The 25,346-nt window shown below is 68.6% G+C and carries 21 protein-coding genes; 8 read left to right on the top strand and 13 right to left on the bottom strand.

Features of this window, described 5'->3' with window-relative positions; translation table 11 throughout:
- Nucleotides 1–48: 48 nt before the first annotated feature.
- The 3 genes from BLU81_RS28105 to BLU81_RS28115 are packed head-to-tail and all read right to left on the bottom strand — an operon-like array spanning nt 49 to nt 3,652.
- Entirely contained in the window at nt 49–984 is a 936-nt protein-coding gene (locus BLU81_RS28105; RefSeq protein ID WP_092547714.1) for a carbohydrate ABC transporter permease, read from the bottom strand.
- On the bottom strand, nt 981–1,982 hold the full coding sequence (locus BLU81_RS28110) for an ABC transporter permease (RefSeq protein ID WP_092547716.1): 1,002 nt from the start codon (nt 1,980–1,982) through the stop codon (nt 981–983). Before BLU81_RS28110 ends, BLU81_RS28105 begins: the two co-directional genes overlap by 4 nt.
- Nucleotides 1,979–3,652 carry an extracellular solute-binding protein gene (locus BLU81_RS28115; protein ID WP_092547718.1) on the bottom strand — a complete coding sequence of 558 codons (1,674 nt, stop codon included), beginning with the start codon at nt 3,650–3,652 and terminating at the stop codon, nt 1,979–1,981. The genes BLU81_RS28110 and BLU81_RS28115 overlap by 4 nt, the downstream gene beginning before the upstream one ends.
- A gap of 186 nt (nt 3,653–3,838) precedes the next feature.
- Between BLU81_RS28115 and BLU81_RS28120 the strand changes: the two genes are divergently transcribed.
- The gene (locus BLU81_RS28120; protein WP_092547722.1) at nt 3,839–5,023 is read left to right on the top strand and encodes an ROK family protein; all 1,185 of its coding nucleotides are present in this window, start codon (nt 3,839–3,841) and stop codon (nt 5,021–5,023) included.
- 333 nt (nt 5,024–5,356) lie between these two features.
- Nucleotides 5,357–8,293, top strand: a complete 2,937-nt coding sequence (locus BLU81_RS28125; protein ID WP_231953552.1) for a glycoside hydrolase family 3 protein — start codon at nt 5,357–5,359, stop codon at nt 8,291–8,293.
- A gap of 70 nt (nt 8,294–8,363) precedes the next feature.
- Here BLU81_RS28125 and BLU81_RS28130 read toward each other — a convergent pair whose 3' ends face one another.
- Entirely contained in the window at nt 8,364–10,037 is a 1,674-nt protein-coding gene (locus tag BLU81_RS28130) for a cellulase family glycosylhydrolase (protein WP_092547725.1), read from the bottom strand.
- A 559-nt stretch (nt 10,038–10,596) separates the two neighbouring features.
- Here BLU81_RS28130 and BLU81_RS28135 point away from each other — a divergent pair.
- Entirely contained in the window at nt 10,597–11,151 is a 555-nt protein-coding gene (locus BLU81_RS28135) for a hypothetical protein (RefSeq protein ID WP_092547728.1), read from the top strand.
- Between the two features lie 10 nt (nt 11,152–11,161).
- On the opposite strand, the gene BLU81_RS28140 is transcribed toward BLU81_RS28135, so the two are convergent.
- Genes BLU81_RS28140 through BLU81_RS28150 form a run of 3 tightly spaced genes read right to left on the bottom strand, consistent with a single transcriptional unit; the run spans nt 11,162 to nt 14,069 of the window.
- Nucleotides 11,162–11,776 (bottom strand): GNAT family N-acetyltransferase, encoded by a 615-nt coding sequence (locus BLU81_RS28140; protein ID WP_092547730.1) that lies wholly within the window; start codon nt 11,774–11,776, stop codon nt 11,162–11,164.
- Between the two features lie 32 nt (nt 11,777–11,808).
- The gene (locus BLU81_RS28145) at nt 11,809–13,431 is read right to left on the bottom strand and encodes an APC family permease (RefSeq protein WP_092547732.1); all 1,623 of its coding nucleotides are present in this window, start codon (nt 13,429–13,431) and stop codon (nt 11,809–11,811) included.
- Entirely contained in the window at nt 13,428–14,069 is a 642-nt protein-coding gene (locus BLU81_RS28150; protein WP_092547734.1) for a GOLPH3/VPS74 family protein, read from the bottom strand. Before BLU81_RS28150 ends, BLU81_RS28145 begins: the two co-directional genes overlap by 4 nt.
- A 249-nt stretch (nt 14,070–14,318) precedes the next feature.
- On the opposite strand from BLU81_RS28150, the gene BLU81_RS28155 reads away from it, so the two are divergent.
- Both BLU81_RS28155 and BLU81_RS28160 read left to right on the top strand, forming a co-directional pair.
- Nucleotides 14,319–15,167, top strand: a complete 849-nt coding sequence (locus BLU81_RS28155) for a helix-turn-helix domain-containing protein (RefSeq protein ID WP_092557753.1) — start codon at nt 14,319–14,321, stop codon at nt 15,165–15,167.
- 37 nt (nt 15,168–15,204) lie between these two features.
- Nucleotides 15,205–15,423, top strand: coding sequence for a DUF397 domain-containing protein (locus BLU81_RS28160; protein WP_092557755.1), 219 nt, complete (start codon nt 15,205–15,207; stop codon nt 15,421–15,423).
- A gap of 247 nt (nt 15,424–15,670) precedes the next feature.
- On the opposite strand, the gene BLU81_RS28165 is transcribed toward BLU81_RS28160, so the two are convergent.
- Both BLU81_RS28165 and BLU81_RS28170 read right to left on the bottom strand, forming a co-directional pair.
- Entirely contained in the window at nt 15,671–16,435 is a 765-nt protein-coding gene (locus tag BLU81_RS28165) for a hypothetical protein (protein ID WP_092547736.1), read from the bottom strand.
- Between the two features lie 85 nt (nt 16,436–16,520).
- Entirely contained in the window at nt 16,521–16,946 is a 426-nt protein-coding gene (locus BLU81_RS28170; RefSeq protein WP_092547738.1) for a hypothetical protein, read from the bottom strand.
- Between the two features lie 212 nt (nt 16,947–17,158).
- On the opposite strand from BLU81_RS28170, the gene BLU81_RS28175 reads away from it, so the two are divergent.
- Nucleotides 17,159–18,973: a sensor domain-containing diguanylate cyclase gene (locus BLU81_RS28175; RefSeq protein WP_172890638.1), complete on the top strand. Its 1,815-nt coding sequence runs from the start codon at nt 17,159–17,161 to the stop codon at nt 18,971–18,973.
- Between the two features lie 67 nt (nt 18,974–19,040).
- Nucleotides 19,041–20,174 carry a helix-turn-helix domain-containing protein gene (locus BLU81_RS28180; RefSeq protein WP_172890639.1) on the top strand — a complete coding sequence of 378 codons (1,134 nt, stop codon included), beginning with the start codon at nt 19,041–19,043 and terminating at the stop codon, nt 20,172–20,174.
- Nucleotides 20,175–20,213: 39 nt separating this feature from the next.
- Here the strand turns inward: BLU81_RS28180 and BLU81_RS28185 are convergent, their stop codons facing one another.
- Nucleotides 20,214–21,647, bottom strand: a complete 1,434-nt coding sequence (locus BLU81_RS28185; RefSeq protein WP_092547748.1) for an LVIVD repeat-containing protein — start codon at nt 21,645–21,647, stop codon at nt 20,214–20,216.
- A 133-nt stretch (nt 21,648–21,780) separates the two neighbouring features.
- Between BLU81_RS28185 and BLU81_RS28190 the strand changes: the two genes are divergently transcribed.
- The gene (locus tag BLU81_RS28190) at nt 21,781–22,446 is read left to right on the top strand and encodes a DUF305 domain-containing protein (RefSeq protein ID WP_092547750.1); all 666 of its coding nucleotides are present in this window, start codon (nt 21,781–21,783) and stop codon (nt 22,444–22,446) included.
- A gap of 2 nt (nt 22,447–22,448) precedes the next feature.
- Here BLU81_RS28190 and BLU81_RS49295 read toward each other — a convergent pair whose 3' ends face one another.
- From BLU81_RS49295 to BLU81_RS28200, 3 genes are all read right to left on the bottom strand, one after another.
- A complete protein-coding gene (locus BLU81_RS49295) occupies nt 22,449–23,174 on the bottom strand; it encodes an SDR family NAD(P)-dependent oxidoreductase (RefSeq protein ID WP_172890640.1) in 726 nt (241 codons plus the stop codon).
- A 30-nt stretch (nt 23,175–23,204) separates the two neighbouring features.
- A complete protein-coding gene (locus BLU81_RS49300; RefSeq protein WP_172890641.1) occupies nt 23,205–24,026 on the bottom strand; it encodes a helix-turn-helix transcriptional regulator in 822 nt (273 codons plus the stop codon).
- A 109-nt stretch (nt 24,027–24,135) separates the two neighbouring features.
- Nucleotides 24,136–25,299 carry a cytochrome P450 family protein gene (locus BLU81_RS28200; protein WP_197685994.1) on the bottom strand — a complete coding sequence of 388 codons (1,164 nt, stop codon included), beginning with the start codon at nt 25,297–25,299 and terminating at the stop codon, nt 24,136–24,138.
- Between the last annotated feature and the right edge of the window lie 47 nt (nt 25,300–25,346).

A 25,346-nucleotide genomic window follows, 5' to 3' on the forward strand; every position in this document is an offset into this window, starting at 1 on the left:
CCTGCCCTGCGCCGGCCCAACCCGGCCTCAACCCCTGACCGCGCCGCCTCAGCCCTTGACCGCGCCGATGATCACGCCCTTGGTGAAGTGGCGCTGGACGAACGGGTAGATGATCAAGGCCGGGACGATCGTGACCACTACGACGGCCATTTTGATCGCCAGGCTCGGGGGGACCGAGGAGCCCAGGCCCGGGATCGCCACCGCGGCGCCGGATGTGGACGGGGACTGGCCGGCCAGGATGAACTGTTGCAGGACCCGTTGCACCGGCTGGAGGTCGTTGCGGTCGATGTAGAGGATCGCGTTGAAGAACGCGTTCCAGTAGCCGACCGCGTAGAACAAGCCCACCACCGCAGTCACCGCCCGTGACAGCGGCAGGACGATTCGCCACAGGATGCGCAGTTCGCCGGCGCCGTCCATTCGGGCGCTGTCGTACAGCTCGCCGGGGATGCCCATGAAGAACGCCCGCAGCACCACCAGGTTGAACGCGCTGATCGCGGTCGGCAGGATCAGCGAGAGCAGGTTGTCCTTCAGTCCCAGGCCGGTGACCACCAGGTAGGTCGGGATCATGCCGGGGTAGATCAGGAACGTGAGCAGGAAGTAGAACAGGATCGGCTTGTGCCCGAGGGTGCCGGGGCGGGACAGGCCGTAGGCCGCCAGCACCGTCACCACCAGGCTGAGGGCCGTGCCGATCAGCGTGACCAGCGTGCTCACCAGGATCGCGTCGGTGATCTGCCCGCCCGAGAAGATCACCACGTAGGCGGTCGGGTTGAACTCGCGCGGGATGAAGACGTAGCCACCGGCCGCGTTGATCGTCTTCTCGGACGAGAGGCTGGTGACCACGACCACCCAGAGGGGCACGAGCACGACCGCCAGTACGACGGTCAGGATCGTGCCCTTGCCGAACTCGCCGAGCAGGGTGGGCTTCTCCTCCCACGCCGGCCGCAGTGACTTACGGCGGGCCGGGGCTGCGGTGTCTGCGCTCATGACTTCGAATAGATCCCTTGCTCGCCGAACCGGTGTGCCAGCTTGTTGGCGCCCACGATCAGCAGGATGCCGATCACCGCCTTGAACAGGCCGGCGGCCGCACCGACGCCCCATTGCTGGACCGCGATGCCCTGGTAGTAGACGTAGGTGTCGAGCACCTCGGCCGCCTCCCGGCCGACCATTTCGCGTTGCAGCACGAACTGCTCGAAGCCGACGTTCAGCGCGTCACCGAGCCGCAGGATGAGCAGCAGGATGATGACCGAGCGCAGACCGGGCAGGGTGATGTGCCACATCCGGCGCCAGCGGCCGGCTCCGTCGGCGGCGGCCGCCTCGTACAGCGCGGGGTCGATGGCCGCCAGCGCCGCCAAGAAGACGATCATGCCCCAGCCGGCGTCCTTCCAGACCGCCTGCGAGGTGATCAGGAAGATGAACGTGTCCGGGTTGGTCATGATGTCCGGTGGCGTGTACCCGGCCTGCCGCATCGTCTGCGCGAGCAGGCCCGCGCCACCGAGCATCATCTGGAACAGCGACACCACCAGCACCCAGCTGAAGAAGTGCGGCAGGTAGACGACGCTCTGCACCAGCGACCGGATCTTCGGCGACATGATGCTGTTCAGCAGGATCGCCAGCAGGATCGGGATCGGGAAGTAGAACAGCAACTGGAACGCGGTGATCGACAGGGTGGTGACCACCGAGTCCCAGAACGCCGGGTTCTTGAACAGGTACTCGAAGTTCCCGAACCCGATCCACTCGCTGTAGAGGAACGCCTCGAACGGATCGTCGCCGACGAACGGGTTGTAGTCCTGGAAGGCGATGACGTTGCCGAGCGCCGGAACATAGTGGAAGACCAGCAGCAACAGCATCGCCGGAAGGCACATGAGCAGCAGCGGCCAGTCCCGCCGCAGCCGCTGCCCGAAGGTCAGCTGCTGCCGCGGGACCGCCTTGAGCTTCTTCTTCGCCGCCGGAAGCGACTCCGGGGCGATCGGTGGGGCGCTCATCGTCCGTTGTCAGCCAGAACCTTGGCGTAGAAGTCACGGGCCGCGTCGCCGCCGCCGGCCTTCCAGTCCGAGAGCACCTGGTCGTAACTGCTGACCGGGGCCCGGCCGCGCAGGATGTCGGTGACCTTGTCCTGAGTGGGGCCCTCGATGGCGGCCTGCTGCGTCGGCACCTCCACCTTGATGCCGTCCCACGGGTTCTTCTCCAGGTACTGCGCGGCGTCGTTGCCCCAGCCGACGAAGTCCGGCGCGTACGTCGGGATGTCCGGTCCGCCGACCACCACCGGCGGGCGCCCGCCGAGGAAGATGTACTGGTTCGCGAACTCCTTGACCCACAGGTCGTTGGTGACCGGCGAGCCGGAGGCGTCCCGCTTGAAGTGGGTGCCCTCGACGCCGTAGTTCTGCAGCTCCCATTCCTTGGTGCCGAACGGAGCGGCGGTGTAGTTGAGCACGCGCAGCAACTCCTGAACGCGCTCCTGGCCCTGGCCCTTCTTGATGAAGGTCCAGAGGACACCCGCCCGGGTCTGCCAGCGGACCGGAGCCTTGCCCTGCTGCGCACCGAAGACCTTGACGGCCTGCATGTTGAACTTGGGATTGGCCTGTACGGCCGGGCGCCAGGTCTCCTTCCAGGAGCCGCCACCGGTGGCGTACATGAAGATCTTGCCGCCCTTGAACAGGGTGGTGACGTCACCGCCCTCGCTGCTGGCCAGGTCGGGGTGGATCAGCTTCTCCGCGTAGAGCTTGGCCATGAACTCGATGGCCTGCTTGTACTCGGGCAGCTCATGGCGGTGGACGACCTTGCCGTCGGCGGTCTTGAGCCAGCCGTTCTCCGAACCGCCGGCGCCACAGATCTGCTGCACCTCAAGCCAGATGTCACCGAACGCCCATTCGCCCTTGCCGGGGTTGGTGAACTTCTTACCGAACTCGTACAGCTCGTCCAGTGTGGTCGGCGCCGCGATGCCGCGCTCGTCGGCGACGTCCTTGCGGTAGAACAGCACCGACGGGTACGGCGCGTCGACCGGGAACGGGACACCCATCAGCTTGCCGCCCCACACCGAGTCCTGCCAGGCCGCGGTGGAAAGACCGGCGAGCATCGGGTACGCGTTGACCTTGTCCCCGGTCAGGAACGGTCCCAGGTCCTCGAAGAGCGCGTGCACGCCTTCGGAGAACCGGGCCAGTTTGCTGATCTCCCAACCCGGGATGCAGGTCAGATCCGGTACGTCCCGGGCGCCGAGCATCGTGTTCAGCTTGTCGCCGTAGGTGTTGCCGTCCTGGATGCTGAAGTTGATCGTCGCGCCCATGTCGGCGTTGACCGCTTCGACCAGCTTGTTCGCGGTCGGCGGGGCCGGGCCCCACCACGGGGTGCTCGCGGTGATCGGCTTGCCGCTGGGCGCCGCCTTCTCGGTGATCGCGTCGGCGAGCGAGGTCGGGTACTTCACGTAGCCGTCGGCCATCGGCCGGATGCCCTTGACGTCGGGCTGGACCAGGGTGGAGTCCTTGAAAGTCGGGACCACCCCGGCGGCCTGCTGGGCGTTGGTGGCCGTGCCCGTCGAGCCCGGCTCCTTGCTGCAACCCGCGAGCGCCCCGCCGCTGGCCATCGTGGCCGCGCCGAGGCCGACCAGCCCCAGGAAGTTCCGCCTGTTCGTCGACGCGCCCTCAAGCGATCTCCGCACGGCGCACCACCCTTCCGTTATGGGTTTAGTTTGGTTAGCGTCTAAACTAAGTACATCGAAGACAAGCTAACCGACGCGGTGACGACTCGACAAGAACCAAATGGGAGCGCGCCCATCCGGCTCCTCCCGTCGGTCATGATCAAGGAGACGACGAACCGCCGATGACAACTTCGAGCGGAGCTTGATGTGAAGACCACCCGACCGGCCGATTTCACCGATGTGCGCGCCACGAACCTCTCCGTGGTCCTGCATCATCTGCGTGCCAACGGGCCCAGCTCCCGAGCCTCGATCGCCGCGTCGACCGGGCTCAACAAGGCCACCGTCTCCAGCCTGACCGGCAGCCTCATCGAGCAACGACTGCTGCGCGAGACCGGCCTCACCGGCAACCGCATCGGACGCCCCGGCACCGCACTGGCCCTCGACGGCTCCGCCTACGCGGCGATCGGTCTCCAGGTCGCCGCCGACCGGCTCACCGCCCTCGCCGTCGACTTCTCCGGCGAACAGCTGCTGCTCTGGCACCGGGCGTTCGACGGCGGGCCCGCCACCACCGGCTCCGGCCGGGCGGTCAGCGCGATCACCGCCCTCGCCCAGCGGGCCGCGACCCGGGTCCGGCAGCAGGGCAGGCACGTCCTCGGTGTCACCGTCGCCGTCCCCGGCCTGGTCGAAGAGGGCGGCACCGTCCGGCTCTCCCCGCCGCTCGGCTGGGCCGACGTCGACCTGCGCGGACTGCTCTCCGGCTCACTGCGCCAACCCGGGCTGGACGTCGCGGTCGCCAACCACGCGGGTCTCGCCGCCGTCGCCGAGCTGCGGCACAGCGGCGGCCACGACCTGACCTATGTCACCGGGGCCGCCGGGATCGAAGCCGGGATCGTCGTCGACGGGCGGCTCCTGCACGGTTCCCGCGGATTCACCGGGCAGATCGGACGGTTCACCCTCGGCCCGGCCGGCTCGCCCACCCTCGCCGACCTGGCCGGTGTCGAGCCTCTCGTCCGGCGCGCCCTGCCCGGCTTCGACCCGGAATCACTCACCGACCTGGCGCCCGCCGTCGAACAGGTGGCGACCCTGGCCCGCTTCGGGGACACCGCGGTGCTCGGCGCCCTCCGGGACACCGGCACCCACCTCGGGCAAGGGCTGGCCCTCGTCGCGAACCTGGTCAACCCGGAGGTGATCGTGCTCGGCGACCACTACGCGGCCCTCGCCGAGTGGCTGATCCCGGCCGCCGCCGCCGAACTGTCCCGCAACACCCTGGCCCCGGCCTCCGGCGGGACACGCCTGGTCGCTTCCGGGCTGGGGTTGCACGCGGCCGCGCTGGGCGGCGCCGTGACCCACCTGAACCGCGTCGACACCGGCACCCTCCCCACCACCCGCTGACCCACGCCAGGCGCAGTTCGTTCCCACCCCCGCGGCGGTACGCCCGGCGGCACCACCAGCGTGGAGAGTTGCGGTCCGATCCACACCCCAGCTCTCCACGCTGTGCGGCGGTGCGGGGAGTGGGGCCGTCGCGGTATGGATCGGGCCGCCTGCGGTGGCGGGGCGCGTAACAATCGATGACCAAACATGGTGTCGGTGCCTTGACCGAGGCGTAACTGTGGTGCGAGCCTCAGGGAACTCCGTTCGAAACATTCGCGAAACCACTCGCGGAGGCTTCTTCCGCCGGGTCGTCGAAGCGCTTCGACGACCCGGCTCGGCCCGAAGGAACACGTTGTGACCGAATCCCCCTCTCGCATCGTCTTTCGCGATCCGCACCAGAAGCTCGCCGCGCGAGTGTCCGACCTTCTGGGCCGGCTCGCCCTGCCGGAGAAGATCGCCCTCCTGCACCAGCACCAGGCCGCCGTCCCCCGGCTGGACGTGGCCTCGTTCCGCACCGGCACGGAGGCGCTGCACGGCGTCGCCTGGCTGGGCACGGCAACCGCTTTCCCCCAGGCCGTGGGCCTCGCCTCCAGTTGGGACACCGATCTGCTGCGCCGGGTCGGGACCGCGGTCGGCACCGAGGTCCGCGCCATGCACCATCGCGATCCGGAGAACGTCGGCCTGAACGTCTGGGCCCCGGTGGTCAACCTGCTCCGCGACCCGAGGTGGGGCCGCAACGAGGAGGGTTACTCCGAGGATCCGTGGCTGACCGGGGTGCTGAGCGTCGCGTACTCCGGCGGACTGGCCGGTGACGACCCGCGCCGACTGCGAACCGCCCCGACGATCAAGCATTTCCTCGGCTACAACAATGAGACCGACCGTTGTCTGACGTCGAGCAACATGCCACCCCGGGTGCTGTACGAGTACGAACTGCCCGCTTTCCGGCCGGCCCTGGCCGCGGGTGTAGCGGTGGCCGTGATGGCGTCGTACAACCTGATCAACGGCCGTCCGACACATCTCAGCCCGCTGATCGACGAGGTGCTACGGGGCTGGGCCGAGGACGACGTGATGGTCGTCGGTGACGCCTACGCGGTGCAGAATCTCGCCGGCGACCAGGGCGTCGCCGAGGATCATCCGGCCGGGTTCGCGGCTGCCCTGCGCGCCGGCATCGACTGCGTGACCGAGCCGGGGCCGCTGTCCGAGGAGTCGTTGCGGACCGCGCTGGAGCGGGGGCTGATCACCGAGTCCGACGTGGACGCGGCGGTGCGGCGCATTCTTTCGGTACGGGTCCGGCTGGGCGAGTTCAGCCCGGAGGACGACCCGTACCGCGGTATCGGCCCGGAGGTCATCGACTGCCCGGAGCATCGGGCCCTGGCCCGGGAGGCGGCCCGCGCCTCGGTGGTGCTGCTCGGCAACGACGGCATCCTGCCGCTCGACCCGTCCACCGTGGGCCGGATCGCGGTGATCGGGCCGCTGGCCGACACCACGTTCGACGACTGGTACAGCGGCACTCCGCCCTACCGCCGGACCCTGCGGGCGGCGATCGCCGAGCGTGTCGGCGACGCGAACGTGCTCCATCACGAGGGCGCGGACCGGGTGGCGCTGCGCTGCGCGGCCGGTCTGCTGACCGCCGAGTCCGGCGCAGACGGCGGCCCACTGCGAGTCGGCCCCGCCGAGGCGCTGGACAACGCGCGGTTCAACGCGCCGGACGCCGCACGACTCGACACGCCGGACGCCCCGCGGCTCGGCGTCGCGGACGGCGTGTTGTTCGACGTGCTGGACTGGGGTGAGGAGACGTTCTCGCTGCGTGCCGTGGCGAACGGGCGGTTCGTCGGGGCCGACGGCCTGGGCTCCGAGGATCATCTGCTGGTCAACGACCGGCCCGGCCCGAACGGCTGGGAAGTGCGCGAGACGTTCCGTTTCGAGCAGGTCGCGGACGGTCTGGTGCTGCTTCATGTCCAGAGCGGCCGATACCTGGTGGCCGGGGACGACGGCCTGGTCCGGACCGCCGCCGCGGACGCCGCGAGCGCGACCGTCTTCACCGTGGATCTGCTGGTCGACGGGGTGGCCGCGGCCGCCGCGGTGGCCGCGGAGGCGGACTTGGTGGTGGTCGCGCTCGGCAATCATCCGCTGGTGGCCGGCCGGGAGACCGCGGACCGGCGGGACCTGGATCTGCCCGGCACCCAGGACGACCTGCTGCGCGCGGTGCACGCGGTGAACCCCAGGACCGTGCTGGCGCTGGCGAGCAGTTACCCGTACGCGGTGGGCTGGGCCGCCGGCACGTTGCCGGCTCTGCTCTGGTCGGCGCACGGTGGCCAGGAACACGGGACGGCCGTCGCCGACGTGCTGTTCGGCAGTGACCGGGCGGGGCTGCCGGTGGATCCGGCGGGCCGGCTGACGCAGACCTGGTACTCGGGGGCCGCTGATCTGCCGGATCTGCTCGACTACGACATCATCGCGACCGACGCGACCTACCTCTACTACCGTGGCACGCCACTGTTCGGTTTCGGGCACGGTCTCTCCTACACCGCGTTCCGGTACGAGAACCTGCGGATCAGTGCGGAGGCGATCGGCCCGGCCGGCGAGGTGACCGTCACGGTGGACGTGGTGAACACCGGTGTCCGGCCCGGCGTGGAGGTGGTGCAGCTCTACACCAGGCAGCAGCGGTCCCGGGTCAAGCAGCCGTTGCGGCGCCTGCGCGGTTACCGGAAGGTCAGCCTGGAACCGGGCGAACGGTCCACGGTGGAACTGCTGCTACCCGCGGCTGAGCTGGCGTTCTGGGACGTGACCCGGTCGCGCTGGGTGGTCGAGGAGGCGGTGCACACGGTCGCGGTGGGCCGGTCCAGCACCGACTGGCGGCTGACCGGGACACTGCGGGTGCACGGCGAGCGGATCCCGGCCCGGTCACCGCGGCCGGCGCTCCGGATGATCGACAACGATGGGTACGCGGGGACCGTCCCGGTCGCGGTCACCGACGATCCCCGGGAGGCGCTGCGCAGCGAGCAGCCTGACGCGTGGGCGGTCTTCGACGAGATCGATTTCGGTAACGGCGTCACGAACGTCCGCGCCCGCCTGATGTCCTCGGCGACAACGGGCCAGGCCGAGGGCCTGGTCGTGCTGCGCCTGGACGACCCGATCTCCGGACCGATTCTGGCCACCCTGCCGGCCCCGGTCGCGGCCGAACCGATCGACGTGTCGGCGCCGGTGCCGCCGGTCTCCGGCACGCACGACCTGTTCGTGCTCTTCGAGCAGGAGCACCTGACCGTGGCATCCCTGACGTTCGGAAGCTGACGGCGAGCCGGACTGCGTGGTGACTTGAGGTGCGAATCGCACCCCAGGTCACCACACAAGATGCGGGTGGTCAGAGCGGGGTGCCGGTGACCGTGGTTCCGGTGCGGGTCACCTGGTAGGCGACGGTTTCACCGCTCCAGAAGACGAACGTCAGCGTCACCGGGGCACCGTCGGTGACCTCGGCGAAGAACTCCGGGGTCAGCTTGATCGTCCCGGCCGGGTAGTCGGGGCTGAAGGCCCGGTCGAACTCCTTGTAGGCGGTCCAGCTGTGCGGGCCGGCGTAACTCCCGTCGGCGTAGGTGGCCGTCATGGTGGCGAGACGGTCGCCGTTGAACGCGGTCGGGACGGTGTAGGCAACTGTCGTCCCGGCACTGGGCTGAACCGCCGGACGGTCGGAACTGATCACGTCGAGCCGCCACGGCACGCCGCGGGAGAACCGTAGTGACAGCGAGGCTTTCACCCCGTACCCGCCGGTGGTCGTCAGTTTTTGCAGCAACCCCGCGCTGAGGGTGAGCCGGTCGCCGGACACCTGGTAGTCGGGGCCGCGCCGCAGGGTGGTGTCACCGAGCCGGACGTGGGTGAATCCGGTGCCGTTGGGGTTGAGCGTGATGGTTCGCGCGGTGACCGGAACGGATCGCGGGACGAACAGCAGGTCGCTTTCGGCGGTCCCGGATCGGGTCCGCCAGCTGGTGGAGACGTGGGCGAAGAGTTCGGCGTCACGCCAGACCGCAGCCGTACGATCGAAGTGCTGGCCGTTGTCCCACAGCATCGTGGTGACTCCGGCGGTGCGCGCCAGGTGGCCGAAGAGTTCGAAGAACTTGAGCTTCTCGCCCTGCTCGATGGTGCCGGTGTGCCGGTCGAAGCCGAGCAGGCCGTACTCGCCGAGGATGACCGGGATGCCCTTGCTGATCAGGCTGTCGGTGAGGCGCTGAAAGGTGCCGAGCATCTCGGCCCGGGCGGTGGCGTCGAAGCGGTAGCCGCCGGCGACGTTGACGCTGAACGGCCAGTACCCGTAGTAGTGCACGGTGGCGATCAGAAACGGATCGTTCAGGGCGGTGAACTCGGCGTTCAGGGCGTCGAGGCGGCCCTGGTCGGCGTTGGTGTGCAGGGTCGGCAGGACCAGGAACCGGGTGCTGTTGCCGCCGCCGGTGCCGCGCACGATCCGGTGGAAGGACGCGTTCAGTTCGGCGAGCAGGGCGTAGTTCTGATCGTCGCCGGAGCTGCCGGCGAACTGCGGCTCGTTGACGCTCTCCAGCAGCAGTTTCGGCGAGGTGTCCCGGAAGGCGGTGGCCACCTGGGTCCAGATCGCGTTGTAGCGGGCCAGCACGTTGTCGTGGTCGGTGGGCATCGTGTTGATCCACTGCCACGAGTCGTGATGGATATTGATCAGCACGTAGAAGCCCTCGTCCAGGGCCCAGCCGACCACTTCCCGCACCCGGTTCAGGTAGGCGGGGTCGATGGTGTGCGCCGAGTCCTGGTGCTGGCCCCAGGTGACCGGGATGCGGATGCTCTTGAAGCCCTGCTGATGGATGTTCGCCAGCAGCTCACGGGTGATCCGCGGGTTGCCCCACGAGGTCTCGTCGTCGCCGGTGGCGTCGAGGGTGTTGCCGAGGTTCCAGCCCGGTTGCATGGCTCTGGTGATCGCGGCGGCGTTGTTCTGCGCAACGGCCGACGCCGGGCCGGGCCACGCCAGTCCCGCGGTGATCAGGACGAACGCGAGCAACCTGCCGAGTAGTCGCGACATGACGCTCCTAGTAGCGAGGAGGCGCGGGAATGGGAGCGCTCCCGCATTGACCTCGGCAGACTATGTTCGGGCGTCAAACTATGTCAATCGATGGACGCGGGCCGCCTGCCGGAGAGCGGGGGATGCGCTCCTCACCGGCGGACGGCCCGTGGTGATCCACCGCACCACACCGCCGCGTCGTCGAAGGTGAGCCTTTCCGGCAGTCTCTCTGAAAAGGCGACCACATCCGGTTCAGTGCACGAAGGCTAGTACTCCGTGCATTCCACCAAAAGGCTGATCCATGTGATCCTGCACTTTTGGCAAACCGTTTCAGTCACGTTCGCAGGGAATTGCCGAGAAGCACTCGGGCGGTTGAGTACGGGTTCGTGACCTGCAACTTTGCAAGTTGCAGCGCTATCATCCCAAGGGCAACCCTCCAAACTGGATTGGCACATTAAATTGGGCGCAACGCATTGTCGTGACGCTATCGCTCTCCGTACTCTGTTGGTCAACTGTCATCGACCTGCATGAGTACGATGCAGCGGGCCGGCGCTGTCACGGGGCCCGGAGGGGAGCAGCCATGCTTGTCAAAGTCCTCGACCAGATCACCGACGACCGCCTACTGGAGGCAGCCTGGAACCTGTATCTGGAAGCCTTTGAGGACCTGAACGCCAGGGCGGCCCAACGGCACCTCATGTACCGCCCGGAGTTCAACGAGGTCATGCAGGACACCCGAATCGACAAGTACCTGGCCATGGAGGCCGACGGGACGTTGTCGGGAATCGCCTGCTACACCAACTACCTCGAGGCGATCCCACTGATCGCTCCGGCCTACTTCGAACGCAACTGGCCGGAGCACTTCGCAGCGCGGCGCATCTGGTACATCGTGTTCGTGGCGACCAGCCAGCACGCCCAAGGCAATGACGCCTTCGCTCAGATCGTCGAGCAGATGTACCTGGTGGCGGCCACCCAGAACGGCCTGGTCGGTCTGGACATCTGCAGCTACAACGACGAGGTGCGCCGGATGTCCAAGATCTTCCGGTTGATGGTGGGCCGGCTGTGCAACAACAACATGCGATTCAGCCGGGTCGACCAGCAATCCTTCTGGATGTACGAGTTCCCCACCGCCGCGTGACGAGCGGTCGTCACGCCATAGGCGCCCTCCACATCGTCCAGAGCGGAGGCCCGTCGGGTAGCTCGATCACGGACTGGATCCGGTACCCGTGTCGCAGGTACAGGTCCCGGTTGCGGGTGTCGTTGGCCTCAAGGTAGGCCGGGATCCCCGCGGCGTCGAGCCGGGCGTGGTGACGTTCGAGCAGGGCGCTTCCGATACCGCGGTTCTGCTCTTCCGGGCGGACCGCAAGGAACGCCAGGTAGTGGTGCGGTTCGAGCGGGTGGTGTTCTTCGATCGCGGCGTCCAGCTGGCACGCCCGGTCGAAGGCGTCACCCGCTGCCTCTTTGAGCCGGCGCTCGTAGTCGACCGGCGGCGGGATCAGCGACGTCAGCGGGAACCAGAGGGCGACACCGGAGAGACGGCCGCTCTGCGCGTCCGCGATGGCGTAGACCTCACCGTGCTGCGCGGCGTACTCCACGAAGATCGAGAAGTAGGCGGGGGCCTCCCGCCGGCGCACACCGGGATCGGCGTGCAGCCACCGGGCGACCGGGCCGTCGCGCATCGCGTCGGCGACGAGCTCGGTGATCTCGTCGGTGTCCACCGGGGCGACATCCCGGATGACAAGTTCCTGGATGGCGTACGTCATCGGTTTCCTCTCTGGACAGACATGTCAAAAGTTCAGTAGTGATAACCGCGCGAGCCCACCGGAGTAATGGGTGGGAGCGGCGGCGGGAAGTCGGTCTCGACGGCGGCGGTGACCCGCACGTCGGCGCCGCGGCCGATCGCCGCGTAGACCTCCGGCCGGACCGTCCGCATGATCAGCGCCCAGCCGAAGCCCAGCACCGCGACCGCGATGTAGGCGACCGGGATCGCCCAGCGGAACACCGAGCCGGCGGAGACCTGTAGCAGGTCACCGAACCCGATGACCGTCGCGGCCAGCACGATCGAGAGCAACAGGAACGACAGGAACGGCGCGACGTAGGCCCGCCAGGCGTTCTCTCCCCGGCGATGCTGCTGGAAGAACGCGATCACCGAGGCGGACGCGGCCCACATCAGGATCAGCACGCCCAGGCCACCGATCGTGGTCAGCCAGGCGAACAGGTAGAGCAGCGGCTCGGCGCCCGCCATCGCGTAGGCGCTGATGGCGACGAGTGCCAGCACGCTCTGCGTGATCGACCCGAGGATCGGCGCGCCGGTCCTCGGATGGGTGTAACCCCAGGCCGACGGCAGTACTCCCTCACGGCCGAGCGAGAACTGGTAGCGCGACACCGCCGCGTGGAACGCCAGCAGGGCGGCGAAGACGCTTGTCATGAACAGGACGTAGCCGATGTCCACCAGAATGGCCGGCAGGTGTGGGCTGACCAGGGTGAACACCAGGTCGGTCTGGTTCTCCGCGGCGACCGCGAGGATCCGGTCCGGGCCGGTGGCCACCGACATGGCCCAGGCCGAGAGCCCACAGAGGACACCGGCGAGGATGACCGCCAGGTGAGTGGCGCGGGCGATGGTCCGTTTCGGGTCGCGGGCCTCCTCGGAGAGCACCACCGTCGCCTCGAAGCCGACGAACCCGGCGATCGCCAGCACCAGCAGCGAGCCGACCACCGGAGTGACCATCGGCGCCGGGGACAGGGTCTCGAACGAGATGTGCCCGTCGGCCGGGTTGGCGACCATCACCAGGTCGTAGAGGAGCACGATGCTGATCTCGGCGACCAGCAGCACCGCCAGCACCCGGCCGCTCAGGTCGATCCACAGCACCCCGAGCACGGTGACCAGCGCCCAGGCGACCAGGGCACACACGTACCACGAGACGGCCAGGCCGAACTCGGCCATGATGCCCGAAGCGACCACCCCGAACAGCCCGAACAGCCCGATCTGCATCAGGGAGTACGCGGGCAGCGCGACGAACGCGGCACCCACGCCGACCACCCGGCCCAGGCCGTGGCTGATGTAGGAGTAGAAGGCTCCGGAGTTGACGATGTGCCGGCTCATCGCGACGAATCCGACGGTGAAGAGCGAGAGGATCCCGGCGACCACCAGGTACGCCACCGGAACCGCGGTGCTCCCCTGAATCGCGTAGATCGCCGAGATGGAACCGATGATCACGGTGAGCGGGGCAGCGCCGGCGACTCCGAAGAAGACGACCGACGCGACACCCATCCGTGTGTTGGCCAGGGCCCGGGTGACGATGTCCGGTTCGATGGACGGCTTCCGCTCTGGTACCCGGCTGGCCTTCTGGTCCATCAGCAGGCGCCCGGCCCACTGGTCCTGGTTGTTGCGCTTCAGCGCGTGCCTCCCGGAACTCATCGGCGTCCCACGGTCACGACCGAGCCGATCGAGGCCTCGGTGTAATCGACGATCTCCCGCAGGTCGCTGGGAAGGGAGGCCGCGGCGTTCGGCAGGTACTGGAACGCGTGCGGGTAGTTCTCGAAGCCGTAGAGCACGTGCCGGGTGAGCCCGGTCGCCGAGACCAGGCTGACCAGCACCCGGTCCAGAATGCTCAGCTCCATCCCGCGGACCAGCAGGTTCGCCAGGCGGGTCGAGGCCCACGCGGCGGCGTTGCGCTGCTGGGCGGTGTTCGGCATGTAGGTGGTGTGACTGGTGCCGAGCATCCGCCGTCGGGTGACCGGCTCGACTGCGCCGAGGCGCACCAGCCGCTCTCCGACGCGGAGCGCCGCGTCTTGAGACAGGAACGCGAGCCACGTCCGGACGTCCCGGTGTTGCGGCTGTGCGACGAGTAGGTCCAGGATGTCGTGGCCCAGAGCGTCTCTCGGTGGATGGCGGTCAACGATGAAGAGGTCACCGTCGGTGACTCCGATTCGGCCTTCTAGCACCAGCTCGGCCAATAATGCGGCGGCCAGCCCCAGGCCGGTCGCACGAGGATGCAGGCGTGACCGGCCTGTTCGGTCCTCGTGTGCGATCAGGTAGTACTGGTCAGCCAACACTGCGTCACGCCCCTTAGACGCAAGTTCCAGTGATCATTTCGCCAAAGTAGGAAACAAGACAGAACTCGATGTCCGCAGCATCATGTACCCAACACCAAGGTCAATACAAGAAGTACTAGACTTCTTATTCAGGCCCCGCTGCCGAGTCAAGCTCTAAAATGATCTTCGGAAATGGCGATCATGAATGAAAAACTCGATCATGAAGTAGCGGTCGTAATATCGACTTCATCAGGACCGATGGGAGTCCAGGTGTCCGATATCGAGGGTCCGACGCTGCGCCGCCGCCGACTGGGGGCGGAGCTCAAACGATGCCGGGAAGCCGCCGGCTTGACGCAACAGGATGTGTCACGCCATTTCGAGTGGCACTCCGCCAAGGTCACCCGGATCGAGACCGCCCGGGTGGCCGTCACCCCGCGGGACGTCCGTGACCTGCTCACGCTCTACAGCGTGCGGGATCAGAGCTACCGCGAGGCACTTGTCGAGCTGGCCCGGATGTCCCGCGAGCGGACATGGTGGACGGACTATCGCGACATCATGCGCCCCGGCAACTTCGTCGGGCTGGAGGCTGCCGCGTCGGCCGTGCGCACCTGGGAACCGGTGATCATCCCCGGTCTACTGCAGACACCGGCCTACATGCGGTCACTGATGAAAAGCGGACGCCCGCTCGATCCCGAGGAGCACATCGACCGGCGCATCTCGCTGCGCCTGACCCGTCAGGGCCGGCTGCGGAGCGAGCGCCCGCTGGAGTTCTCGGCATTCATCGACGAGTCGGTGGTACGCCGGGTGATCGGCGGCGACGAGGTCATGGCTGACCAGCTGCGCCATCTGATCGAAGTATCTAAATTGCCGAATGTCTTTCTGCGTATTCTCCCACTCACCGTCGGTGAGCACTTGTTCCTGGGTGGACCTGTCACTCTTCTGGAGTTCCGAGAGACCACCCATATGGATGTTGTTTATATGGAAGGCCTTGCGGGAGACTTGTACGAGGAACAGCCAGACATGGTTGACTGGTATCGACAGGAGTTCGAGCGATTGAGCGCGAAGGCGCTCGACCACCGCACGACCATCAAGATGATCGAGAGCCTGCTCGTCGCTTAGCACTCCCCGAGAAGTCTCAGAAAGGGAGGTGCTTGAGTTGCTTGCGCACCAGATCGACGGTGCCGTCTGGAAAAAGGGCAGCCGTAGCAACGGCAGCGGCGGCAATAACTGCGTCGAGGTAGCGTTCCTCGATCAGGGAATTGCCGTCCGTGACAGCAAGGACCGAACAGGTCCGGCCCTCATGTTCACACAGGCGGAGTGGACCGCCTTTGTGGACTCCGCCAAGGACGGCGAATTCGACATCACCACTACGTAAGAGCCTACCTAATAGGTGTACCCCGTTGGAAGTGGTTTGACTTTCACGATGTGCACCTTACGGAGCAACGGCTTTCGCCATCTGACGAGCCGTGGCACGGCGTGGCCCGGTCGTTCACACGGCCGGGCCACAACATATTCGGATATATGTGAAATGCTTTCTACTTACATTCTTCAATTTAGTTCGACCGCTGGAACGGCCGTGACCATGAGTGATCGACCCTCATGATGAAGATCGGCCATCGCACTCACCCGGCGCTGACGTAACCCCTACCCGGAGTCACCGCGAACCCGGACGGCACCGGACGGGACCTCGTCACCAGGGCCTGAGCCTCGGCCCTCGCCGCCTCTCGGAGCAGGCTGTCCCGGCTGCGGCGGGACAACTGCACGTCGTGCCAGGCGGCCCGCTCGGCGGCGACCGCGGCCGCGTGCTCCCACTCCCGGTGGGCGGCGTAGGCCTGATGCAGCGCCATCTCCTGCTCGACCGGGTGCAGCGTGGCGTCCCACCGGACATCCGCCGGCGCGGTCACCGGCAGTTCCCCACAGGAGACAGCCGACCGGAGCCGGCGGTGCAGGAACCGTTCGCGGTCGGCGTACTCCGCCGGGTTCCGGGGTGTCCAGGGCGCGCCGAAGGCCGCCGTCGCCCGGCTGCGAGCCCATCGCGCGTCCGCGGCCTGCCACGCCGACCATGCCGCGTCCACCTGCTCGGAAGCCGCCTGCCAGTGCGCCTGCCACCGGTCGACGGCCTCGGCCGCCTGGGTCGCCGCCACCCGCACCTCCTGGGCGTACCGCACCGCCTGCGCGGTCTCCGCCTCCCACCGGGCCCGCCGTTCCCGCTGGCGCTCCCGGTGCAGGCGCACGAAGTTCGCCGTGTCCCGCAGGGCCAGGTGCGGATTGCGCACCCCGTCCGGGTTGGCCAGGACGACCAGCGCGGGCAGGGTGAACAGCATCAGGGTGCCCCAGATGGCCATCGGGGCGGGTTCGGTCAGCAGCATCTCGGCCAGGATGTTCATGGCGGGGTCCGTTCCTCGGAGGTCACGGTGAAAGGCGGGCCACGGTGCGAGACCGGCACAGCCCCGGACGTGCCGGGCCGGGGTCTCAGGCGGTGGCGGGAGGCGCGCGGGAAGCCGCGGCGCCGGCGGTGAACTGGCTGGTCAGCGCGTGAACGGTGACACCGGCGCCGGTCACGGCGAGCCGGTCGGCCACAGCCGGGCCGGTGGCCACGGGAGACGACACCGCGGCGGTACGGCCGGCGAGCTCGGCGACTCCGACGGTGACGTCCGAACCCGCGAGGAAGGCGACGGCGCCCGAGCCCACGGCGAGAGTGGCGTCGTCCGAGCTCACGGCGGGAACGGCCGCATCCGAGCCCGCCGAGAAGGCGGCGGCAGAACTCGAGGAGAAGGTCGCTTCGGGGCTCGTGGTGGGCGGCGCCGTGCGGTCGAACGTCGGCGCGAAGAACGCCAGGAGCAGCGCGAACAGCACAGGAAGCGATCGGAGCAGCACCCTGCCTCCGACCATGACCATGCCCGCAATCTACCCGTATTGCAGTGATATTCCGTTTTCGCCGCGCCGCGACCCGCCCCTCCGGTACGACAAGAAGGTCGAATCGGAATTTAATAACTTCCGTCCTGTTTTAGGGTTCGCTTGACCGATCCGGATCACTCACGTCAGCCCGCCGGGAGCCGATGAGCTGGACGACCGGAAGCCATCCGGAGCTTTCGCCGACGGGAGCGGAAATGCCGAAGCGATCCGGGGCCACCGACCCGGTCCTGCTGGGTCTCGTGCTCCTCGGTGTCCTGATCGTGCCCTGGTTCCTGCGTCACGGCGAGCAGCGGACCACGTCCTGGGCCATCCAGACCGGCCTCGATGTGGCGAACACCTACTTCGTATGGCGGATCGCCACGAATCCGGTCATGACACCCGCTGGACGCCGGATCTGGTGGGCCGCGGTGCTCGCCTGCGCCGGTTGTGTAGTCGGTGACGGGTATCAGACCGCCCTCCTTTTGGCGAATCCCGCGATGACGACCATCAGCGCGGTGCAGACCGGCCTGGTGGTCGCCGGGATGGCGACCGTGGTCGGCGCGATGCTGCGGCACCCGCTCGGCGGCTCCGGACGGCAGCGGCTGCGGCTCTGGTTCGACGCGACCACGGTGCTCACCGGTGTCGCGGTCTTCCTCTGGTACTTCTTTCTGGCCACCGACCTGAGCGGACGACAGGCCACCGACCGGTGGGCCGCGTCGGCCACCGCCGTGGTGATGCTGCTGATCACGTTCGGCCTTCTCAAGCTGATCCTCAGCGGGACCGCGCCGTTCACCCGGGCGGCCGGGATCACGGCCGCGATCGGGGTGTCCGGCACCGGGCTCGCCGCGCCGGTGGCTCTGGGGCTGTTCGGTGATCCGGGGCCCGGCGGCGGGATGCTAGTGCAGCTGCTGCCGTGTGTGCTGGCGTCGGCGGCCTTCCGTTTCCAACAACTGCAGGTGTGGCGGTTGGCCGAGCCGAAACCGGGTGGTACGGGTGGGCAGTCGAGCCGGCTGCCGTACCTCGCGGTGGTGGCCACTCAGATCCTGCTGGTCGTCTCGCTCCGGGACGGGCGGGTCGACGCGCGGGTGTGGGGTGTGGCGATCGGCGCGGTGGTCATCACGGCGCTGGTGCTGGGCCGTCAGGTCGCCGCTCTGCGGGACAACGAGCGGCTGCTCACCGAGATCGACGGGCAGGCGGAACGGTTCCGGGCGCTGGTGCAGAACACCACCGACGTCACCCTGGTGATCGACCGGACCGCCGTGATCACCTACGCGTCCCCGGCCACGCTGCGGGTACTTGGTGTGCCGGCCGAGGACCTGGCCGGGACGTCGCTTCATGACCGGACCCATCCGGACGACCGGGAGTTGCACGCCGAACAGGCGCGGCGGATCTTCGCGAACCCCGGCACCGGGATCACCATGCAGACGCGGTGGCGGCACGCGGACGGCTCGTTCCGATGGCTGGACCTGGTCGGCACCGACCTCGGGCACAACCCCAACGTGGGCGGCATCGTGCTGAACGGGCGGGACGCCACCGAGGCCCGGGCCCTGCACGACGAACTGAGCCGGCAGGCCACCCACGATTCGCTGACCGGGCTGGCCAACCGGGTGCTGCTGCACCGGCGGATGGAGGCCGCGGCACAGCGGGTGAGCATCCTGCTGATCGACCTGGACGGCTTCAAGGAGATCAACGACCGGCGCGGTCACCACACCGGCGATCTGGTGCTCCAGGAGGTGGCCCGGCGGCTGAACGGCATAATCGGGGCCGGGGAGCTGGCGGCCCGGCTCGGTGGGGACGAGTTCGCCGTGCTGTTGCCGGGCACCGACGCCGCGGCGGCGGAGCGGCTGGCCGAGCAGGTCGCCGCGGTGGTGTCCGAGCCGATGCCGATCGGCGGTGAACTGTTCCGGGTGGGCGCCAGTGTGGGCGTGGCCGAGGGGGCGCCGGCCGACGGGGACGGGCTGTTGCGGGAGGCCGATGCCGCGATGTACCGGCACAAGCGGGAGCGTAAGGGCCAACCGGCCGCGAATTGACCGATTCCCATCGATGCCTTCGCCTGTTACTTTTCGGTAACCCGATGGGAACAAGGTGATGAGGCCCATGCGGACGGCCGACCCGCTCGCCGCGCTCGTGCACGGCCTGGCCGACGACGCCCGGCTGGTCGACGACGTGGTGGCGGCGGCGCGGGCCCAGTCACCGGAGTCGGCCCGGCTGCCCCGGGCGGAGAGCCGCCGATACGTGGCCGCGCTGATCCGGGCCGGTTGCCGCACCTTTCTGCGCACCGGGGAACCGGAGGCGGGCGACTTCGCCGACGCCGGCCGGTTCGGGGCCGAGGGGGCCGCGCTCGGGGTGCCGATGGCGGCTCTGATCTCCGGGCTGCACGCGGGCCGCAGCCGGACCCTGGAGATCGCGATCGCCCGTGGCCGGGACGCCGGGCTGCCCGACGACGTGCTGCTCCAGGCGCTGCTGCGGCTGAACCGGTACGGCAACACCCTCGAACGGCACGTCCTCGACGGTTATCGCACGGCCGAACGGCACCTCGACGGCGACCGGCGGCTGGCCCGGATCCGGCTGCTCCGGCACCTTCTCCTCGGCGAGGAGGGCGACGGCGCCGATCCGGCCCGGTTCGGGCTCTCCCCCACCGGCCGCTACCACTGCGTCGTCTCGGACGCGACCGATCCGAGCCGGGTGCGGGAGCTGGAGCAGGCGTTCGCCCGGTGCGGTGGGGTGCTCGCCCCGGTGCGGGGGCGGCTCTGCGGGCTCACCCCACGGCTGCCGGGAGTGGCCGGATCGGGGCCGGCCGTGGTGGTGACCACTCCACCCGTACCGCTGGAGAAAGCCGGGGAGGCGCATCACCTGGCCCGGACCGCCCTGCGGGCCGCCCGCGAACGGGGTCTGACCGGGCTGTGTGACGTGTCCGAGCTGGCCGGGGAGTCGGCGCTGGCGGCTCAGCCGATGCTGGCCGGGTTCCTGCGCGACGGGCTGCTCGCGGCGCTGGACCCGGCGGACGAGTTCCACCGGGAACTGGCCGGGACGGCGCTGTCCTACCTGGATCACGGGCAGCGGCTGGATCTGACCGCGGGGGTGCTGCATCTGCATCCGAACACGGTGCGGTACCGGCTGCGGAGGCTGCGGGAGCTGACCGATTTCGGGGAACGGCTCACCGTGCTGGAGACGGTGCGCTGGTGGTGGGCGCTGAGTGCCTGGCGCCGGGAGCTGCCGGACGCGGCGTGACGGCCCTCGCGGACCATCACGCCGGATCATCCGCTCAGATCACCACTTGCTGTAGCTGGTCTGCGTCTGCGGGTTGATCTGCCACGACTTCTTCTTGGCCGCCTTGCCGAGCCGGCGGTCGTCGATCTTGAGGACGTCGAAGCCCTTCTGGATGTCGTTGGAGTAGATGTGGCCGTTGTACCAGTACGCCGACCACGCACCGCCGACGATCAGGCGCTCGTTGCTCAGCGGGCCACGCTCCCAGTAGGCGATCTCCTTAGGCTTCTTCGAGTCGGTGAAGTCCCAGACCGAGATGCCGCCCTGGTACCACGCCTGCACGATGATGTCGCGGCCGGGAACCGGGATCAGCGAGCCGTTGTGGGCCACGCAGTTCTCGGTGCTCGCGTTCTCCCGCGGGATCTTGAAGTAGCTCTGGAAGACGAGCTTGGCCTTCTTGCCCTTGCCCTTGATGTCGTAGACCGCGTCCGCGCCCTTGTCCGGCCCGATGGTCGGGTTGCACGTGGCGCCACCGCCGCCACCCAGCTCGTCCGTGAAGACGATCTTGGTGGCGTTGTTGTTGAACGTGGCCGAGTGCCAGAACGCGAAGTTCTCCGCGTCCCGGACCGTGGTGACGACCTTCGGCGCCACCGGGTTCGAGATGTCGAAGAGCACACCGTCACCCATGCAGGCGCCGGCCGCGAGGTCCTTCTCCGGGTACGCCGTGATGTCGTGGCAGCCCGAAGTGGCGGTGCTGTTCGAGTCGCCCGGGAAACCGCCGTCCTCGAAGAGCACCGGGGTCGCGGCGATCGCGGCCTCGGCCGGCTTCTTCAGCGGCACCTTGACGATCGAGATCTTGTCGTGCGGCAGGGCGCAGTTCGGCAGGCTGCTCGAAGAGGTGTTGTACGACGAGACGTAGACGTACACCGCCTTCTTCTTCTCCTTGCCCTTGCCGGGCACCAGCGTCAGCGTGTGCGAACCACAGGTGGTGTGCACCGACTTGACGTACTGCGGGTTGCGCGGGTCGCTGATGTCCCAGATCCGGATGCCCTCCCAGCGCGGGACGGTCTCCGGCTCACTGTTGGGCACGGCCACGCTGCTGCACGAGTCGTTGTTGCGCACCGAGTCGGTCGCGGTGAAGAGCAGGTTGCCGTAGATCGACAGGTCGTTCTGCCCGCCCGGGCAGACGAGCTGGGTGATGGCCTGCGGGGCAGCCGGGTTGCTGACGTCGTAGACGGTGAACCCGTTGTAGTTGCCCGCGTATGCGTACTTACCCTGGAAAGCCAGGTCACTGTTGAGTGCGCTCTCCGGGGCGAACGCCCCGGTCTTCGGCACGTTGGCGATCTGCCTGATGTTCGGGCTGCTGACGATCTCGTCGACGCCCGGGATCACGGCGGCGGCCTGCGCCGGTGCGGTGAAACCGAGCCCGACCAGGGCCGCCACCGCCCCCAGACTGGCCAGGCGCATGAATCGCCCTCGTGGGGAAGACTGCCTCATGAAGCTCCTTCCGGCTGCGGAGCACCGGAGGCACGGCGAGTCGTGTCGCCAACACCCCCGGTGACAGCGATGTCGATCGTTACGATAACCGTGTCAGACCGTTTGTGGGTGCCGCCCGCCGGAAAGGAAATACATGCAACACCGACGCGCATGGGCATTGACCGCCGCAACTCTGGCACTCGGCAGTGCGGTCGGTGTCGCCGTGCTGGCGCGGGCCTCCGGCAGAACCGAGCCGGTCGCCGCACCCGACCCCTCCTCATCAGCGGTCCGGGTGCTCATCCCGGGCAGGCCCGGCGAGTCGGCGACGGTCACCGACGCGGACAACGTCCAGGCTCCCGAGCAGCCGCGCTACAACCAGGCCGACGTGGCGTACGCCCAAATGATGATCGTCCACCACGCTCAGGCGATCGAAATGGCCGATCTGGCACCCGATCGGGCCGCGAACGACGGGGTCCGCAACATCGCCTCCCGGATCAGTGCCGCGCAGGCCCCCGAGATCAGCACCCTGCGCACCTGGCTGGCCGACCGGGGCCAGCCCGAGTCGAACCCCGCGCACGACCACGCGACCATGCCGGGCATGCAACCGGCCGACAAGATGACCGCGCTGAAGGCCGCCACCGGCGCCGACTTCGACCGGCAGTTCGTCGCGATGATGATCGAACACCACTTCGGCGCCCAGACCATGGTCGGAACCGTCCTGAAACAGGGCTCCGACCTGACCCTGGCCGAGTGGGCCAACGAGACCGCGGTCGAGCAGGTCGGCGAGATCCGCCGGATGCGTGACCTGGGAGTCGTCTGACCTCAGAGCAGCATGCCGCCGGACGCCTCGATGCGCTGGCCGGTCACCCAGCCGGTGCCCGGGCCGAGCAGGGCGGTGATCACCCCGGCGATGTCGGCCGGCTCACCGACCCGGCCCATCGCGGTCAGGCCGCCGAGGTGTGCCCGGACGCCATCGTTGTCGCGCAGGTGACCGCCGCCGAACTCGGTGGCCGTCGGGCCGGGCGCCACCACGTTCGCGGTGATGCCCCGCGGGCCGGCCTCCTTGGCGAGGTACCGGGTGAAGACCTCGACCGCGCCCTTCATCGAGGCGTAGGCGGCATAGACGCCCTCGCCGGTGAAGCGGGTCAGGCCGGTGGAGAGGTTCACGATCCGGCCGCCGTCGGCGATCAGCGGCAGCAGCTTCTGGGTCAGGAAGAAGACGCCGCGGAAGTGCACGTCGAACAGTTCGTCGAAGGCCGCCACCGGAGTGTCGGCGATCGTGGCGGCGTGACCGACGCCGGCGTTGTTGACCAGGAAGTCGAAATCGGTGCGGCCGAAGCGGTCGGCGAGGACGGCCCGGAGGGCGACTTCGAATGCGGCGTACGAATCCAGGTCGCCGACCGTCAGCGGCAGGTCCACGGCGTCGATCTTCTCGCCGGGGTCGCCGCGGTGGGTGTAGATCACCTCGACTCCGGACTCGATCAGCGCCAGGGCGGTGGCCCGGCCGAGTCCGCGGTTGCCACCGGTGATCAGGGCGATTTTGGACATGGTGGTGCCTTTCTATGGGTTCGAGGTGGATCAGGAGCTGACGGCGGCGAGCAGTTGGAGTTTCTCGTGGCTCGGTGAGCCGGGCGCCGCGGTGAAGACGAGCAGGGTCTGAAACTGCTCCGGGTCGTGCAGGGTCTGGCAGAAGAGGTCGAGCGCCCCCAACTCGGAGTGCAGCAACGTCTTGGAGCCGGGGTAGGTCAGGCCGATCTCGTGCTCGGCCCAGATCGCCGCGAACTCGGCACTGGTCCCGGCCAGGGCGGCGACGATCGCACCGGCCCGGCCGTCCGGGACCACCGCGTACACCGCCCGCAGTTGGGCCGCGAAGATCCGCGACTGCCGCTCGTGGTGCTCGGCCAGATAGAGCCGCCGGGACACCGGGTCGGTGAACCAGCGGAACCAGGAACTGCGGGCCAGGCCGGTGAACCGGGTCTCGTCACCGAGCAGGGCCAGCGCCGGTGGTGTCTGGAGCAGGGTCTCGGCGAACCGGGAGAGGACGATGGCCGGGGTGTCGCCGAGCCGGTCGACGATCCGCATCATGCCGGGGCTGATGTGTTCGTCCCGGGACACCCGCTGCGGAGTGGGGTGCCCGCCGAGCCGGAACAGATGGTCCCGCTCGGCCAGGCTCAGATGCAGAGCCCGGGCCAGGGCGCCGAGCATCTGCTCGGACGGGCCCGGGCCGCGCTGCTGCTCGATCCGCCCGTAGTAGTCGGCCGACATCCCGGCGAGCGCCGCGACCTCCTCACGGCGCAGACCGCCGGTGCGCCGGCGCGCCCCACGGGGCAGGCCCACGTCCTCCGGCTGGGTCGACTCCCGGCGGGTGCGGAGGAAGTCCGCCAGCTGTGCCCGGTCCATGTCCCTGATCCTCCTCCCCGCGGTGCGGCTCGATGGATCGAGTCTGGCCCGGACCGCCGGCCGGATGAAGGCCATGGTTATCCGGGGACAACCTGTCCCCGGCTGCGGGTCAGAGCCGGACCGGCAGCTCCCACAGGCCACGCAGCAGGATGCCGGGCCGCCAGCGCAGTTCCTCCGGCTCGACGGCGAGCCGCAGATCGGGGAAGCGGTCGAGCAGGGCGGTGAACGCGATCCGCGCCTCCAGCCGGGCCAGCGGGGCACCGAGGCAGTAGTGGATACCGTGCCCGAAGGCCAGGTGCGGGTTGTTCGGGCGATCCAGCTGGAGGTCGTCGGCGCCGGGGAAACGGTCGCCGTCCCGATTGGCGGAGAGCAGCGAGACGATGACCGGGTCACCGGCCTCGATCGTGACACCGCCGATCTCCAGCCGCTCGGAGGCGACCCGGAAGGTCGACGTCTCGACCGGCCCCTCGAAGCGCAGGAACTCCTCGATCGCGGTGTCCAGCAGCCCCCGGTCGGATCGCAGCCGCTCCCACCGCTCGCGATCGCGCAGCAGCAGGTAGGCGCCGTTGCCGATCAGGTTGACGGTGGTCTCGTGCCCGGCGATCAGCAGCAGGAAGACCATCGAGGAGAGTTCCTCCTCGGTCAGCCGGTCCTGGGCGTCGCGCACCTGGATCAGGCCGGTCAGCAGGTCGTCGCCGCCGTGCTCGCGGCGGTCGGCGAGAAGCTTGCCGATGTAGGCGACCATCTCCTGGATCGCCGGGCCCAGCCGGTCACCGGCCAGGGAACCGGTGACGATCACGGTGGACCACTCACGGAAGTCGTCGCGGTCGGCGGCCGGCACCCCGAGCAGCTCGCAGATCACCTGGATGGGCAGCGGGAAGGCGAACGCGTCGATCAGCTCGATCTCGTCCTCGCCCTTGACCGCGTCGAGCAGGCCGGTGGCGATCTCCTCGATCCGCGGGCGGAGCGCCTCGATCCGGCGGGCCGTGAAGGCGGCCGACACCAGCCGGCGCAGGCGGGTGTGGTCCGGTGGGTCGGCGGCCAGCATGTGCCGGGAGATCGCCGCGGTGAGGCCGGACTGCGCACCGGCCGCCGGCATCGACTTGGACAGTCGTGGGTCGGCCAGAGCACGGCGACCGTCGTCATACCTGGTCACCAGCCAGGCGCTCAGGCCACTGGGCAACTCGACGCGGCGGACCGGACCGGTGCGGCGCATGTCCGCATAGGCCGGGTGCGGATCGTTCATGAACGCCTGATCGGTGAAATCGATCATTTCGCCCCTCCGGGCCGCCGGGAACCTAAAACCGACACTACGCGGCG

The sequence above is a fragment of the Actinoplanes derwentensis genome (assembly GCF_900104725.1).
Classification (GTDB): Bacteria; Actinomycetota; Actinomycetes; order Mycobacteriales; family Micromonosporaceae; genus Actinoplanes; species Actinoplanes derwentensis.

Excerpts from the sequence above, each read along its gene's own strand:
- BLU81_RS28105 (WP_092547714.1), bottom strand. The coding sequence starts at position 984 with ATGAGCGCAGACACCGCAGCCCCGGCCCGCCGTAAGTCACTGCGGCCG.
- BLU81_RS28110 (WP_092547716.1), bottom strand. The coding sequence starts at position 1,982 with ATGAGCGCCCCACCGATCGCCCCGGAGTCGCTTCCGGCGGCGAAGAAG.
- BLU81_RS28130 (WP_092547725.1), bottom strand. The coding sequence starts at position 10,037 with ATGTCGCGACTACTCGGCAGGTTGCTCGCGTTCGTCCTGATCACCGCG.
- BLU81_RS28135 (WP_092547728.1), top strand. The coding sequence starts at position 10,597 with ATGCTTGTCAAAGTCCTCGACCAGATCACCGACGACCGCCTACTGGAG.
- BLU81_RS28140 (WP_092547730.1), bottom strand. The coding sequence starts at position 11,776 with ATGACGTACGCCATCCAGGAACTTGTCATCCGGGATGTCGCCCCGGTG.
- BLU81_RS28145 (WP_092547732.1), bottom strand. The coding sequence starts at position 13,431 with ATGAGTTCCGGGAGGCACGCGCTGAAGCGCAACAACCAGGACCAGTGG.
- BLU81_RS28165 (WP_092547736.1), bottom strand. The coding sequence starts at position 16,435 with ATGAACATCCTGGCCGAGATGCTGCTGACCGAACCCGCCCCGATGGCC.
- BLU81_RS28170 (WP_092547738.1), bottom strand. The coding sequence starts at position 16,946 with ATGGTCATGGTCGGAGGCAGGGTGCTGCTCCGATCGCTTCCTGTGCTG.
- BLU81_RS28175 (WP_172890638.1), top strand. The coding sequence starts at position 17,159 with ATGCCGAAGCGATCCGGGGCCACCGACCCGGTCCTGCTGGGTCTCGTG.
- BLU81_RS28180 (WP_172890639.1), top strand. The coding sequence starts at position 19,041 with ATGCGGACGGCCGACCCGCTCGCCGCGCTCGTGCACGGCCTGGCCGAC.
- BLU81_RS28185 (WP_092547748.1), bottom strand. The coding sequence starts at position 21,647 with ATGAGGCAGTCTTCCCCACGAGGGCGATTCATGCGCCTGGCCAGTCTG.
- BLU81_RS28190 (WP_092547750.1), top strand. The coding sequence starts at position 21,781 with ATGCAACACCGACGCGCATGGGCATTGACCGCCGCAACTCTGGCACTC.
- BLU81_RS49295 (WP_172890640.1), bottom strand. The coding sequence starts at position 23,174 with ATGTCCAAAATCGCCCTGATCACCGGTGGCAACCGCGGACTCGGCCGG.
- BLU81_RS49300 (WP_172890641.1), bottom strand. The coding sequence starts at position 24,026 with ATGGACCGGGCACAGCTGGCGGACTTCCTCCGCACCCGCCGGGAGTCG.
- BLU81_RS28200 (WP_197685994.1), bottom strand. The coding sequence starts at position 25,299 with ATGATCGATTTCACCGATCAGGCGTTCATGAACGATCCGCACCCGGCC.